Origin of the sequence: Streptomyces sp. NPDC051561, assembly GCF_044454195.1 — a bacterium.
GTDB lineage: Bacteria > Actinomycetota > Actinomycetes > Streptomycetales > Streptomycetaceae > Streptomyces.
In genome coordinates this window covers 109,795-123,538 of record NZ_JBITDM010000018.1, presented here as the reverse complement: position 1 = coordinate 123,538, position 13,744 = coordinate 109,795, and the positions used below count along the sequence as shown (strand labels likewise).

The window sequence follows — 13,744 nt, the reverse complement described above, 5'->3', positions numbered from 1 at the left end:
CTGAGCGGTGCTTCGAACCGCGTAGCGGCTCGGCCCGGGCCGGCGGCTCAGCCCAGGTGGTGGTTCAGCTCGGCGTCCAGATCGGCCTGTTCGGTGGCGGTGAGGTCGTACCCGTTCCACTCGCGCAGGACCGGCGACGTCTGCTCCGCGTCCTGCGCGCCCAGCTCCCGGTAGGCGGTGCGGAGGATGTCACCCGACTCGCGAAGATGACGGCGGGACGTGGCCGGGTCCTCGGAGCTCTGCGCGAGGCGCTCCGCGTGATGGAAGCGCCCTGCGAGTTCCGGGAAGCGCTCGATCTCGATCATCACCGCCCAGCGCAGCAGAAACGCCTGGACCGGGTCGAGGGAACCCTGCCGCATCGCGGTCGAGAGCGCCCCGTCCCTCTCCCGGTCCATTTCGGCCACCCGGGAGGGGGCCAGAGCGGCCAGAGCGTCCCGCAGCGCTGTCACGGTGCGCTCGGGGCGGGGGAGCAGCTCACGCGGGGTGTCGTACGGGGAGTCGTGCAGGGCGTCCAACGGGTGCCTCCTCGGGGTGCTGCGGCAGCTTAGTTGCGGGTTTCGGGGTGCGGGGGAAAACAGGCCGGGCCGGACGCGGTGGCATGCCACCATGGAGGTACAGCCCATTGGACAAGAGGTGCAGCGTAGTGAACGAGGTTCAGGTCCCCGGGGGGCCCACCGTGGATGCCGAGGCCGCCGTTGTTGCCGCAGGTGAGGCGGGGAAGAGGGAGCGTGGCGGGAAGGCCGGGCTCGGGCCGGTCGCCATGGTGGTGGCGGGTGGGCTGTCCGTGCAGTTCGGCGGGGCGCTGGCCGTGCTGATCATGCCCAGGACCGGGGCGGCGGGGGTGGTCGCGTTGCGGCTGGCCGTGGCGGCGCTGGTGATGCTGGTGATCTGCAGGCCGAAGGTGCGCGGGTACACGCGGGCGGACTGGGGGACGATCCTGGTCTTCGGTGTGGCCATGGCGGGGATGAACGGGCTGTTCTACCAGGCGGCCGAGCGGATTCCGCTGGGGGCGGCGGTGACGCTCGAAGTGCTCGGGCCGCTGGCCCTGTCCGTGTTCGCCACCCGGCAGTGGATCAACGCGCTGTGGGCGGCGCTGGCGCTGTCGGGGGTGGGGCTGCTCGGGGCGGCCGGATTCGGAGGGCTGGATCTGCTGGGGGCCGCGTTCGCGCTGTCCGCGGGAGCCTGCTGGGCGGCGTACATCATCTTCAGCGCGCGGACCGGGCGGAGGTTCCCGCAGGCGGACGGGCTGGCCCTGGCGCTCGGGGTGGCGGCACTGCTGAGCCTGCCGATCGGGCTGGTCAGTGCGGGGACGCGGATGTTCGACCCGGTGACGATCGGTCTTGGCGCGGCGGTGGCGGTGCTGTCGTCGGTGCTCCCGTACACGCTGGAGCTGGTGGCGCTGCGGCGGATGCCCGCGCCGACCTTCGCCGTGCTGATGAGTCTGGAGCCGGCGATCGCGGCCGGGGCCGGGTTCCTGGTGTTGCAGCAGGCGCTGTCGGTGGTGGACGCGGTGGCGATCGCGCTGGTCATCGGGGCGAGTGTGGGGGCGGTACGGAGCCAGGCGCGGCGGAAGGTGCCGTCCGCGTAACACCCACCAGGACTCAGTGGCAGCCCCGCGAGTAATTCAAGCACGCTTGCTTGTTTCTCGTGGGGCTGCCATGCTCCGGGACACGCATCCACGCCCCGATAGGAGCGCCACGTGTCCGAACTCGATTCCGTGCTTGGTGACTTGCGCGAGGAGAGTGGCGAAGTAGACCTGCTGGTGGGGGAGTTGGCGGACGCCCAGTGGCGGCTGCCGACGCCCGCGCCGCGCTGGACGGTCGCCCATCAGATTGCCCATCTGGCGTGGACCGACGCCGTCGCCCTGCTGGCCGCGACGGATCCGGCGGCCTTCGGGGAGGAGCTGAAACGGGCGGAGGGGGATCCGTTCGGATTCGTCGATGTGAAGGCGGAGGCGGGGGCCGCCCTGTCGCCCCGGGAGCTGCTGGCGAAGTGGCGGGACGGGCGGGACCGGCTGTGGGAGGTGCTGCGGGCGGCTCCGGCCGGGACGCGGATCCCCTGGTACGGGCCGCCGATGAGTGTGGCGTCGATGGCCACCGCACGGCTGATGGAGACCTGGGCGCACGGGCAGGACGTGGCCGACGCGCTGGGGGTACGGCGGGTGCCGACCGGGCGGCTGCGACAGGTGGTGCGGATCGGCGTACGGGCGAGGCCCTATGCGTATCTGGTACGGGGGCTGGAGGTGCCCGGGGAGGATGTCAGGGTCGAACTCACCTCTCCCGATGGGGAGTTGTGGGCGTACGGTCCAACGGACGCGGCGCAGCGGGTGAGCGGGCCCGCGCTCGACTTCTGTCTGCTGGTGACCCAGCGCGCCCACCGTGATGACCTGGCGCTGCGGGCCGAGGGCGCGGACGCGGACCGCTGGCTGGACATCGCGCAGGCCTTCGCGGGGCCGCCCGGGGAGGGGCGCGCACCCACGGGAGCCGGTCAGCCCGAGGTGGGCGGCCGGCCCGGGGGCGCCGACCGGCCCGGCGGGGCCGGTCAGTGAGCGCCGCTGCCGGTCGTCCACCCCTCCGTATCGGGAACGCCTCCGGCTTCTACGGTGACCGGTTCGACGCCGTCCGCGAGATGCTCACCGGCGGTGAACTCGACTTCCTCACCGGTGACTACCTCGCCGAGCTGACCATGCTCATCCTGGGCCGCGAGCGGATGAAGGACCCGGCGCGGGGATACGCGCGGACCTTCCTCAAGCAACTGGAGGAGGGGCTCGGGCTCGCGCACGACAAGGGCGTCCGGGTGGTGGTCAACGCGGGCGGGCTCAATCCGGGTGGACTGGCCGACGCGGTCGGTGAGCTGGCGGTCAAGCTCGGGGTTCCGGCCAAGGTCGGGTACGTCCACGGGGACGACCTGATGAAGACGTGGCGCTGGTCGCGTGAGGAGTCGTACGGGGATCTGACGGCCAACGCCTATCTGGGGGGCGCGGGGATCACCGCCTGCCTCGACGCGGGCGCGGACATCGTCGTCACGGGGCGGGTGACCGATGCCGCCCTGGTCACCGGGCCGGCCGCGCACTGGTTCGGGTGGGGGCCACAGGAGTACGACCGGCTGGCCGGTGCCGTCGTCGCAGGGCACGTCCTGGAGTGCGGGGCGCAGGCGACCGGCGGGAACTACTCCTTCTTCGGGGCGCACGACATCCGCCGCCCCGGCTTCCCGCTCGCGGAGATACGGGAGGACGGGTCGAGCGTCATCACCAAGCACCCGGGCACGGGCGGCGTCGTCGACACCGGGACCGTCACCGCGCAGCTCCTGTACGAGACCGGCGGCGCGCGCTACGCGGGGCCGGACACCACCGCCCGGCTGGACACCGTACGGCTGGAGCAGGACGGGCCGGACCGGGTGCGGATCAGCGGGGTGCGCGGGGAGGCGCCGCCGCCGACGCTGAAGGTGGGGGTGACGCGGTTCGGGGGGTGGCGCAACGAGGTGGTGTTCGTGCTGACCGGGCTGGATGTGGAGGAGAAGGCGGCGCTGGTTCGGGCGCAGATGGAGGACGCGTTCACGGCGGCGGGGAAGCGGCCGGCGGAGGTGCGGTGGGAGCTGGCCAGGACGGACCGGGCCGACGCGGACACCCAGGAGACCTCAAGTGCCGTGCTGCGGCTGGTGGTTCGGGACTCCGATCAGGAGGCGGTCGGGCGGGCCGTGAGCAGCGCCGCCGTGGAACTCGCGCTCGCCAGCTACCCCGGATTCCATGTGACGGCCCCACCCGGCAAGGGAGCCCCGTACGGGATCTTCGAGGCGCACACCATCGACGCCCTCGCCGCCGCCCACACGGCGGTCCTCCCCGACGGGACACAAGTGCCGGTCCCGGGGCCGGCCAGGACGCAGGACCTCACCGACGTACCGGAACCACCGCTCCCCGAACCCCTGCACCAGGAATCCGGGCAGCCCACCCGCCGCGCTCCCCTGGGCCTCGTCGCCGGAGCCCGCAGCGGTGACAAGGGCGGCAACGCGAACGTCGGGCTGTGGGTGCGGACGGACGAGGCATGGCGCTGGCTGGCCCACGAGCTGACCGTCTCCCGGCTCAAGCAACTCCTGCCGGAAGCAGCCGGGCTGACCGTCACCCGTACCGTCCTCCCTCAGCTCCGTGCCCTCAACTTCACCCTCGAAGGCCTGCTCGGCGAAGGCGTCGGAGCCCAGGCCAGGTTCGACCCGCAGGCGAAGGCCGTCGGGGAGTGGCTGCGCTCCCGGCACCTCGACATACCGGAGGTACTTCTGTGACCGTGCTCGCCTCGGCGCTCGATACGACGGGCCCCGAGTACGCCGCCCACCGCACCGCCATGCTCGACAAGCTGGACGCCCTCGCGGCGGAACACGCCAAGGCCCTCGCGGGCGGCGGCGAGAAGTACGTCGCCAGGCACCGGGGGCGCGGAAAGCTCCTCGCGAGGGAGCGGGTCGAGCTGCTCGTCGACCCGGACACCCCCTTCCTCGAACTGTCACCGCTCGCGGCCTGGGGGAGCGACTACCCGGTCGGGGCGTCCATGGTCACCGGGATCGGGGTGGTCGAGGGCGTCGAATGCCTGATCACCGCGAACGACCCGACCGTGCGCGGCGGCGCCTCCAACCCCTGGACCCTGAAGAAGGCACTGCGCGCCAACCAGATCGCGTACGAGAACCGCCTCCCCGCCCTCAGCCTGGTCGAGTCCGGCGGCGCCGACCTCCCCTCCCAGAAGGAGATCTTCATCCCGGGCGGCGCCCTCTTCCGCGACCTCACCCGGCTGTCCGCCGCCGGCATCCCCACCGTCGCCGTCGTCTTCGGCAACTCCACGGCAGGCGGGGCGTACGTGCCCGGGATGTCGGATCACACCGTGATGATCAAGGAGCGGTCGAAGGTGTTCCTCGGCGGGCCGCCACTGGTGAAGATGGCCACCGGTGAGGAGAGCGACGACGAGTCGCTGGGCGGCGCGGAGATGCACGCCCGCGTCTCGGGGCTGGCCGACTACTACGCGGTCGACGAGCTGGACGCGCTGCGGCAGGCCCGGCGTATCGTCGCCCGCCTCAACTGGCGCAAGGCGCACGCCGATCCGCCGGTCGCCGAGGAGCCCAAGTACGACCCCGAGGAGCTGGCCGGGATCGTCCCCGGCGACCTCAAGATCCCCTTCGACCCGCGCGAGGTCATCGCGAGGATCGTCGACGGCTCCGACTTCGACGAGTTCAAGCCGCTGTACGGGCCGAGCCTGGTCACCGGCTGGGCGCGGCTGCACGGCTACCCGGTCGGCATCCTCGCCAACGCCCAGGGCGTCCTGTTCAGCGCCGAGTCGCAGAAGGCCGCCCAGTTCATCCAGCTCGCCAACCAGCGCGACATCCCGCTGGTCTTCCTGCACAACACCACCGGCTACATGGTCGGCAAGGAGTACGAGCAGGGCGGCATCATCAAGCACGGCGCGATGATGATCAACGCGGTGTCGAACTCCAAGGTGCCGCATCTCTCGGTGCTGATGGGGTCCTCGTACGGCGCCGGGCACTACGGGATGTGCGGCCGGGCGTACGACCCGCGCTTCCTCTTCGCCTGGCCCAGCTCCAAGTCGGCGGTGATGGGCCCGCAGCAGCTGGCGGGGGTCCTGTCGATCGTCGCGCGCGCGTCGGCGGCGGCGAAGGGGCAGCCGTACGACGACGAGGCGGACGCCGGGCTGCGCGCCATGGTGGAGCAGCAGATCGAGTCGGAGTCACTGCCGACGTTCCTGTCCGGGCGGCTGTACGACGACGGGGTCATCGACCCGCGCGACACCCGCACCGTCCTCGGCCTGTGCCTGTCCGCCGTCCACACCGCCGAGGTGCGGGGCGTGCGCGGCGGCTTCGGCGTCTTCCGGATGTGAGTGAGCTGATGATTACCTCCCTGCTGGTCGCCAACCGTGGCGAGATCGCCTGCCGTGTCTTCCGTACGTGTACGGAGCTGGGCATCGCCACCGTCGCCGTCCACTCCGACCCGGACGCCGACGCGCTGCACACCCGGACCGCAGACGTGGCGGTACGTCTCCCCGGCGCGTCCCCCGCCGACACCTACCTCCGGGGCGAGCTGCTCGTGAAGGCGGCTCTCGCGGCCGGGGCGGACGCCGTGCACCCGGGGTACGGGTTCCTGTCCGAGAACGCGGACTTCGCGCGGGCCGTCCAGGACGCCGGACTGACCTGGGTCGGCCCGCCCCCGGCCGCCATCGAGGCGATGGCGTCCAAGACCCGCGCCAAGGACCTGATGGCCAAGGCGGGCGTCCCGCTGCTCGCACCCGTGGACCCGGCGAACGCGACCACCGCCGACCTGCCGCTGCTGCTCAAGGCGGCGGCGGGAGGGGGCGGCCGGGGAATGCGTGTCGTTCGCGAACTGGCCGATCTGCCCGACGAGTTGACGGCCGCCACCGCCGAGGCCCGGTCCGCGTTCGGTGACGGGGAGGTCTTCGCCGAGCCGTATGTCGAGCGCGGACGCCATGTCGAGGTGCAGATCCTCGCCGACGCGCACGGCACCGTCTGGGCGCTCGGCACCCGCGACTGCTCCCTCCAGCGCCGCCACCAGAAGGTCATCGAGGAGGCCCCGGCTCCTGGCCTCTCCGACGCACTGCGCGCCACCCTCCACGAGTCCGCCACCGCCGCCGCCCGCGCCGTCGGCTACCGGGGCGCGGGCACGGTCGAGTTCCTGGTGGATGCCGGCGGCCGGGCGTACTTCCTGGAGATGAACACCCGCCTCCAGGTCGAACACCCCGTCACCGAGGCCGTGTTCGGTATCGACCTGGTCGCCCTCCAGCTGCGTATCGCCGAGGGAGAACCCCTCCCCGCCGAACCCCCCGCCGCCACCGGACACGCCGTCGAGGCCCGCCTCTACGCCGAGGACCCGGCCGCCGGATGGCAGCCCCAGACCGGGCCGCTCCACACCCTCGAACTCCCGCCCGGAGTGCGGCTCGACACCGGGTACGTCGGCGGCGACACCATCGGCGTCCACTACGACCCCATGCTCGCCAAGGTTATCGCGCACGCGCCGACCCGCCGCGAAGCCGTCCGGGCCCTCGCCCAGGCGCTCACCCGCGCCCGGATCCACGGACCCCTCACCAACCGGGACCTGCTCGTCTCCTCGCTCCGGCACCCCGACTTCCTGGCGGCCGAGCTGGACACCGGCTTCTACGACCGAAATCTGGGCGAGCTCACCGGTCCGCCCCCGGGCGGACAACTCGCAGCGGTGGCAGTGGCGTTGGCGGACGCGGCCGGCCGCTCCAGCCGCTTCGGCGGAGGCTGGCGCAATGTCCGCTCGCAGCCCCAGACCAAGACCTACGGCGCGCACGAGGTGCACTACCACCGCACCCGCGACGGCTACACGGCGGACGGCGTGGACCGTGTCGTCTCGGTCACCCCGTCCCGCGTGGTCCTCGAACTCGACGGGGTGCAGCGGCAGTTCGACATCGCCGTGCACGACGGTCAGGTGTACGTCGATACGCCGGCCGGTGCCCACACCCTCACCCCCACCCCCCGCTTCCCCGACCCCGCCGCCCGCACCGTCCCCGGCTCCCTGCTCGCCCCCATGCCGGGGACGGTCGTACGGGTCGCCGAAGGGCTCGCCGAAGGGGTCGAGGTCACCGCAGGTCAGCCCCTTCTCTGGCTGGAGGCGATGAAGATGGAGCACAAGATCTCCGCTCCCGCCTCCGGCACGCTCACCGCGCTCCACGCCGCACCCGGCCGCCAGGTCGAGGTCGGTGCCCTGCTCGCCGTCGTCACCGGAGTGCCGACGGACCCCGACGCACCGGAGGACGAATCAGCATGAGCAACGCCGTCATCGAAACCGAGGAGCACCAGGCGCTGCGCGCCGCCGTCGCCGCCCTCGGCAAGCGCTACGGGCGCGACTACTTCACCCGGATCGTCCACGACGACGCCCACCCCGACGCCCTGTGGGCCGAGGCCGCCAAGCTCGGCTACCTCGGAGTGAACCTGCCCGAGGAGTACGGCGGCGGAGGCGGCGGCATCACCGAACTGGCCATCGTGCTGGAGGAGTTGGGGGCGGCCGGGTGTCCGCTGCTGATGATGGTCGTCTCGCCGGCCATCTGCGGAACCGTCATCGCCCGCTTCGGGACCGAGGCACAGAAGGCCACGTGGCTGCCGGGGCTGGCCGACGGCAGCCGCACCATGGCGTTCGGGATCACCGAGCCCGACGCCGGTTCCAACTCCCACCGGATCACGACCACCGCCCGCAGGACCGAGGAAGGGTGGGTGCTCAACGGGCGCAAGGTCTTCATATCCGGCGTCGACATCGCCGACGCCACCCTGATCGTCGGCCGCACCGAGGACTCCCGCACCGGCAGGCTCAAGCCCTGCCTGTTCATCGTCGAGCGCGACGCCCCCGGCTTCCAGCGCCACCGGATCGACATGGAACTCCAGGCGCCGGAGAAGCAGTTCGAGCTCGTCATCGACGAGGTGAAGCTGCCCGCCGACGCGCTCGTCGGGGACGAGGACGCCGGGCTGCTCCAGCTGTTCGCCGGGCTCAATCCGGAGCGCATCATGACCGCCGCGTTCGCCATCGGCATGGGGCGCTACGCGCTCGGCCGGGCGGTCGGGTACGCCAAGGAACGTACCGTCTGGAAGACGCCCGTCGGAGCCCACCAGGCCATCGCGCACCCCCTCGCGCAGGCGCACATCGAGCTGGAGCTGGCCCGGCTGATGATGCGCAAGGCAGCCGTCCTGTACGACGCGGGCGACGACATGGGCGCCGGGGAGGCCGCCAACATGGCGAAGTACGCGGCTGCCGAGGCCTGTGTGAAGACGGTCGACCAGGCGGTCCACACCCTGGGGGGCAACGGACTCACCCGGGAGTACGGACTGGCCTCGCTGATCGTGGCGTCCCGGGTCGCCCGGATCGCCCCCGTCAGCCGGGAGATGATCCTGAACTTCGTATCCCACCAGTCCCTGGGTCTCCCCAAGTCGTACTAGCAGCACGCATCCTGCTGCTCCCACCCAGAGCGGCAGGCCCGCCGCTCCACCGCGTCGAAGGGGACGTGATCCGCCATGGTGTTCCACAGCGAGTACGCCGATGTGCAGGACGTAGTACAGCCCATTCACGAGGCAGTCCTCGGACACGCCGCCCAGTACGGGGACACCCCCGCCCTGGTGGACGGGATCAACGGCACCACCCTCAGCTACGCCCAGCTCGACACCTACCACCGCCGGATCGCGGCCGCCCTCGCCGAGTCCGGGTTGCGCAAGGGCGACGTACTGGCCCTGCACAGCCCCAACACCATCGCCTGGCCGGCCGTCTTCTTCGCCGCCACCCGCGCCGGGGCGACCGTCACCACCGTGCACCCGCTGTCCACCGCCGAGGAGTTCGCCAAGCAGCTCCGCGACTCCTCGGCGCGCTGGATCGTCACCGTCTCACCCCTCCTGGACACCGCCCGCCGAGCCGCCCAACTGGTGGGCGGCATCGCGGAGATACTCGTCTGCGACTCCGCCGAGGCACACCGCTCCATCCTCGAACTGGCCGGGTCGACAGCCCCCGAGCCCACCGTCACCATCGACCCCACCGAGGACATCGCCGCCCTCCCCTACTCCTCCGGCACCACCGGCGAACCCAAGGGCGTGATGCTCACCCACCGCTCCATCGCCACCAACATGGCCCAGCTGGAACCCTTCATTCCGGCGAAGCCGGGTGACCGGATACTTGCGGTGCTGCCCTTCTTCCACATCTATGGGCTGATGGCTCTGATCAACGAGCCGCTCTCGCACGGCGCGACCGTCGTCGTGCTGCCCCGCTTCGATCTCGACCAGTTCCTGACCACCATCCAGGAACAGCGGATCACCGGCCTGTACGTCGCCCCGCCGATCGTGCTGGCCCTGGCCAAGCATCCGGTCGTGGACAAGTACGACCTGTCCTCCCTCGAATACATCCTGAGCGCCGCCGCCCCGCTGGACGCCCAGCTCGCCGAGGCCTGTGCGACCCGCCTCGGGCTGCGCCCGCTCCTCCAGGCGTACGGCATGACCGAACTCTCGCCCGGCACCCATGTCGTCCCGCTCTCCGAGCAGCGCCCCGCCCCCGGTGCCGTCGGCAAACTGCTGCCCAGCACCGAGATGCGCATCCTCTCCCTCACCGAGCCCGGCAGGGATCTCGGCGTCGACGAGCCCGGCGAGATCGTGATCCGGGGGCCGCAGCGGATGAAGGGCTACCTGGGCAGGCCCGCCGAGACCGACGCGATGATCGACGCGGACGGGTGGGTGCACACCGGCGACATCGGACGGGTGGACGCCGACGGCTGGCTGTACGTGGTCGACCGGGTCAAGGAACTGATCAAGTACAAGGGGTACCAGGTGGCCCCCGCCGAACTCGAAGCGCTGCTCCTCACCCACCCCGCCGTCGCGGATGCGGCCGTGATCGGGGTATACGACGCGGACGGAAACGAAGTCCCCAAGGCATACGTCGTACGGCAGCCGCACGCACCGGAGTTGAGCGAGGAGGACGTCCTGGGTTACGTCGCCGAACGCGTGGCGCCGTACAAGAAGGTCCGCCGCGTCGAGTTCACCGACGCGGTGCCCCGGGCGGCCTCCGGCAAGATCCTGCGGCGCGAGCTGCGAGAGAGGGAACGTCAATGACTCGGCAGGCACTCGCCCCCACCACCCACGACCGGGGGATCACCACCCTCACCCTGGACTCACCGGCCAACCGCAACGCGCTCTCGGCCTCCCTGGTACGGGAGTTGAGCCTGTCGCTGGAACGGTGCGGGAAGGACCCGGCGGTCCGGGCCGTCGTCCTCTCCCACACCGGCAACACCTTCAGCGCGGGGGCCGACCTGAGGACGCCGGCCAGCCCGTACGCCTTCGTGGAGCTGCTGCGGCAGATCGCGGAGCTGCCCAAGCCGGTGATCGGGCGGGTCGAGGGGCACGCCCGGGCCGGCGGGCTCGGGCTGCTAGGGGTGTGCGACCTGGCGTTCGCCACCCTCGGGTCGGACTTCGCGTTCTCGGAGGTACGGATAGGGGTGGCGCCCGCCGTCATCTCGATCCCGCTGCTGCCCCGCCTCGATCCGCGCGCCGCGTCCCGCTACTTCCTCACCGGGGAGGTGTTCGGCGGGGCGCGGGCCCAGGAGATCGGACTACTGACGGAGGCGGCGCCGGAGGTGGACGCGGTACTCGACCCCGTACTGGAAGCACTGCGCAGGGCGTCCCCGCAGGGGCTCGCGGAGTCCAAGCGGCTCCTGACGGCCGATATGCGGAACCACTTCGACCGGAACGCCGAGGACCTGGTACAACGCTCGGCAGCGCTGTTCGCGTCCGCCGAGGCGCGCGAGGGAGTGACGGCGCACCTCGAACGACGGGACCCCGCATGGCAACTGTGACCGCCCCCAAGCAGGACCGCAGCCGGGCCACCCGGCAGCGTTTGCTGGAGGCCGCCGTGGCCTGCCTCGCCGAACGGGGGTGGGCGGGATCCACGGTGTCCGTGGTCGCGGAGAAGGCGGGCGTCTCGCGGGGGGCCGCGCAGCATCACTTCCCGACCCGGGAGGACCTGTTCACGGCGGCGGTCGAGTACGTGGCGGAGGAGCGGTCGGTGGCGCTGCGGGCGCTGCCCGGGAACACGGTGGGGGCGGTGACCGGGGCGATCGTGCAGCTGTACACCGGGCCGCTGTTCCGGGCGGCGCTGCAGCTGTGGGTGGCCGCCTCGAACGAGGACCAACTGCACGCCCGGGTGACCGAGTTGGAGGCCCGGGTGGGACGCGAGACCCATCGGATAGCCGTGGAGCTGCTGCGCGCGGACGAGTCGAAGCCCGGAGTGCGGGAGATGGTCCAGGGGTTCCTGGACATGGCCCGGGGGCTGGGTCTGGCGAATCTGCTCACCGACGACGGGGTGCGGCGTGACAGGGTGGTGGCGCAGTGGGCGTCGCTGCTCGAAGGGGCGTTGAAGGAGTCCTGAGCGGCACGCGAGCGTGAGCACGTACTTGAGCGCGTACAGGGGAGATGTTCATGGGTGACTACTTCCAGACGATCGTCGACACCGAGGCGAGGGCCGAGGAGGCGCCGGAGCTCGCGGCACGGCTGATCTCGAAGCTGATCGAGGACGGCATCATCGCCGCCGCCAAGGACTCCCTCGTCTACACGGGTGCGGAAGGGCCGGGCGACCACGGGCACGGGCGGGGCCCGAACTGGGTGAACGCCCTGCACGCCGACGAGGAGTGGGAGTTCTCCGGCGGGGTGGTCCCGCTGGTCGGCCGGGAGACCTTCCTGGAGGGGCAGGGCGAGTCGGAGGCCGAGTACGCGAAGTGCCCGCGCTGCGGCGAGCGCACCACCTTCATCGACTACCCGGAGTCCTTCGAGGCCGACCAGGAGCTGTGGGAGCCGTTCGGTCAGGCCCTGGAGGCGTGGCAGGAGGGCGGCAGCGGGGAGGTCGCCTGCCCGTCCTGCGCGGTGCCCTCGCCGGTCGACGAGTGGACGTGGGCGAGTGACTTCGCCATGGGGGCGCTGGCCCTCGACTTCTGGAACTGGCCGCAGCTCTCGGACGCGTTCGTGGAGCGTGTGGGGCGGGAGCTGGGGCACCGGGTGGTGCTGATCTCCGGGAAGCTGTAGCGCCCGAGGGGCGGCCTCCAGGAGGCCGCCCCTCGTTTCACTGCCGCGCCGGGTGATCAGCCCGCGATGTCCTCGAAGCCGGAGACCTCGCGGGGGTTGCGGGTGCCGGGGCCCACGTACCGCGCGGACGGCCGCACCAGGCGTCCGGTGCGCTTCTGCTCCAGGATGTGGGCCGACCAGCCCGCCGTACGGGCACAGGTGAACATGGAGGTGAACATGTGCGCCGGGACCTCCGCGAAGTCCAGCACGATGGCCGCCCAGAACTCCACGTTGGTGGCCAGCACCCGGTCCGGGCGGCGCGCGTGCAGCTCCTCCAGGGCCGCCTTCTCCAGGGCCTCGGCGACCTCGAAGCGCGGGGCGGCGAGTTCCTTGGCGGTACGTCGCAGGACGCGCGCCCGGGGGTCCTCGGCGCGGTACACGCGGTGGCCGAAGCCCATCAGGCGCTCGCCCTTGTCCAGGGCCTGCCGGACGTAGGCGCGGGCGTCGCCGGTGCGCTCGATCTCCTCGATCATGCCCAGCACGCGGGAGGGGGCGCCGCCGTGCAGCGGGCCCGACATGGCGCCGACCGCGCCGGACAGGGCGGCGGCCACGTCCGCGCCGGTGGAGGCGATGACGCGGGCGGTGAAGGTGGAGGCGTTCATGCCGTGCTCGGCGGCCGAGGTCCAGTAGGCGTCGACCGCCTTGACGTGCTTGGGGTCCGGCTCGCCGCGCCAGCGGATCATGAAGCGCTCGACGACCGAGTCGGCCTTGTCGATCTCGCTCTGCGGAACCATCGCCAGGCCCTGCCCGCGCGCCGACTGGGCGACGTACGACAGCGCCATCACGGCGGCCCGCGCCAGGTTGTCGCGGGCGGTCGCCTCGTCGATGTCCAGCAGCGGTTTCAGGCCCCAGACGGGGGCGAGCATCGCCAGCGCCGACTGCACGTCGACCCGGATGTCGCCGGAGTGCACCGGGATCGGGAACGGCTCGGCGGGCGGCAGACCGGGGTTGAACGCCCCGTCGACCAGCAGACCCCACACGTTCCCGAAGGAGACGTGACCCACCAGGTCCTCGATGTCGACACCCCGGTAGCGAAGGGCGCCGCCCTCCTTGTCCGGTTCGGCGATCTCCGTTTCGAACGCGACGACTCCTTCGAGTCCGGGTACGAAGTCGGACATCAGGCGGCTCCTCAAGTTCA

12 protein-coding genes are annotated in these 13,744 nt (G+C 71.8%); 10 read left to right on the top strand and 2 right to left on the bottom strand.

Annotation, left to right across the window (positions count from 1 at the left end; all coding sequences use genetic code 11):
• Positions 1-47 precede the first annotated feature (47 nt).
• Complete coding sequence (locus ACIA73_RS31005) at positions 48-515, bottom strand: DUF6247 family protein (protein ID WP_399442164.1); 468 nt, start codon at positions 513-515, stop codon at positions 48-50.
• Between the two features lie 83 nt (positions 516-598).
• Between ACIA73_RS31005 and ACIA73_RS31000 the strand changes: the two genes are divergently transcribed.
• The 10 genes from ACIA73_RS31000 (at position 599) to ACIA73_RS30955 (ending at position 12,567) form a co-directional block, all read left to right on the top strand.
• The gene (locus ACIA73_RS31000; protein ID WP_399442162.1) at positions 599-1,588 is read left to right on the top strand and encodes an EamA family transporter; all 990 of its coding nucleotides are present in this window, start codon (positions 599-601) and stop codon (positions 1,586-1,588) included.
• A 111-nt stretch (positions 1,589-1,699) separates the two neighbouring features.
• Complete coding sequence (locus ACIA73_RS30995) at positions 1,700-2,548, top strand: TIGR03084 family metal-binding protein (RefSeq protein ID WP_399442161.1); 849 nt, start codon at positions 1,700-1,702, stop codon at positions 2,546-2,548.
• Positions 2,545-4,275: an acyclic terpene utilization AtuA family protein gene (locus ACIA73_RS30990; RefSeq protein WP_399442160.1), complete on the top strand. Its 1,731-nt coding sequence runs from the start codon at positions 2,545-2,547 to the stop codon at positions 4,273-4,275. Before ACIA73_RS30995 ends, ACIA73_RS30990 begins: the two co-directional genes overlap by 4 nt.
• The gene (locus ACIA73_RS30985) at positions 4,272-5,870 is read left to right on the top strand and encodes an acyl-CoA carboxylase subunit beta (RefSeq protein ID WP_399442159.1); all 1,599 of its coding nucleotides are present in this window, start codon (positions 4,272-4,274) and stop codon (positions 5,868-5,870) included. Before ACIA73_RS30990 ends, ACIA73_RS30985 begins: the two co-directional genes overlap by 4 nt.
• An 8-nt stretch (positions 5,871-5,878) precedes the next feature.
• The gene (locus ACIA73_RS30980; protein ID WP_399442216.1) at positions 5,879-7,795 is read left to right on the top strand and encodes an acetyl/propionyl/methylcrotonyl-CoA carboxylase subunit alpha; all 1,917 of its coding nucleotides are present in this window, start codon (positions 5,879-5,881) and stop codon (positions 7,793-7,795) included.
• On the top strand, positions 7,792-8,955 hold the full coding sequence (locus ACIA73_RS30975) for an acyl-CoA dehydrogenase family protein (protein ID WP_399442158.1): 1,164 nt from the start codon (positions 7,792-7,794) through the stop codon (positions 8,953-8,955). Before ACIA73_RS30980 ends, ACIA73_RS30975 begins: the two co-directional genes overlap by 4 nt.
• A gap of 75 nt (positions 8,956-9,030) precedes the next feature.
• Positions 9,031-10,605 (top strand): 4-coumarate--CoA ligase family protein, encoded by a 1,575-nt coding sequence (locus ACIA73_RS30970; protein ID WP_399442157.1) that lies wholly within the window; start codon positions 9,031-9,033, stop codon positions 10,603-10,605.
• Entirely contained in the window at positions 10,602-11,345 is a 744-nt protein-coding gene (locus tag ACIA73_RS30965; RefSeq protein ID WP_399442156.1) for an enoyl-CoA hydratase family protein, read from the top strand. Before ACIA73_RS30970 ends, ACIA73_RS30965 begins: the two co-directional genes overlap by 4 nt.
• The gene (locus tag ACIA73_RS30960; protein WP_399442155.1) at positions 11,333-11,917 is read left to right on the top strand and encodes a TetR/AcrR family transcriptional regulator; all 585 of its coding nucleotides are present in this window, start codon (positions 11,333-11,335) and stop codon (positions 11,915-11,917) included. The genes ACIA73_RS30965 and ACIA73_RS30960 overlap by 13 nt, the downstream gene beginning before the upstream one ends.
• 50 nt (positions 11,918-11,967) lie before the next feature.
• Complete coding sequence (locus ACIA73_RS30955; RefSeq protein WP_399442154.1) at positions 11,968-12,567, top strand: hypothetical protein; 600 nt, start codon at positions 11,968-11,970, stop codon at positions 12,565-12,567.
• A 56-nt stretch (positions 12,568-12,623) separates the two neighbouring features.
• Here ACIA73_RS30955 and ACIA73_RS30950 read toward each other — a convergent pair whose 3' ends face one another.
• Positions 12,624-13,724 carry a citrate synthase 2 gene (locus ACIA73_RS30950; protein WP_399442153.1) on the bottom strand — a complete coding sequence of 367 codons (1,101 nt, stop codon included), beginning with the start codon at positions 13,722-13,724 and terminating at the stop codon, positions 12,624-12,626.
• Positions 13,725-13,744 lie beyond the last annotated feature (20 nt).

Excerpts from the sequence above, each read along its gene's own strand:
- ACIA73_RS30975 (WP_399442158.1), top strand. The coding sequence starts at position 7,792 with ATGAGCAACGCCGTCATCGAAACCGAGGAGCACCAGGCGCTGCGCGCC.
- ACIA73_RS30950 (WP_399442153.1), bottom strand. The coding sequence starts at position 13,724 with ATGTCCGACTTCGTACCCGGACTCGAAGGAGTCGTCGCGTTCGAAACG.
- ACIA73_RS31000 (WP_399442162.1), top strand. The coding sequence starts at position 599 with ATGCCACCATGGAGGTACAGCCCATTGGACAAGAGGTGCAGCGTAGTG.
- ACIA73_RS30970 (WP_399442157.1), top strand. The coding sequence starts at position 9,031 with ATGGTGTTCCACAGCGAGTACGCCGATGTGCAGGACGTAGTACAGCCC.
- ACIA73_RS30980 (WP_399442216.1), top strand. The coding sequence starts at position 5,879 with ATGATTACCTCCCTGCTGGTCGCCAACCGTGGCGAGATCGCCTGCCGT.
- ACIA73_RS30965 (WP_399442156.1), top strand. The coding sequence starts at position 10,602 with ATGACTCGGCAGGCACTCGCCCCCACCACCCACGACCGGGGGATCACC.
- ACIA73_RS30955 (WP_399442154.1), top strand. The coding sequence starts at position 11,968 with ATGGGTGACTACTTCCAGACGATCGTCGACACCGAGGCGAGGGCCGAG.
- ACIA73_RS30960 (WP_399442155.1), top strand. The coding sequence starts at position 11,333 with ATGGCAACTGTGACCGCCCCCAAGCAGGACCGCAGCCGGGCCACCCGG.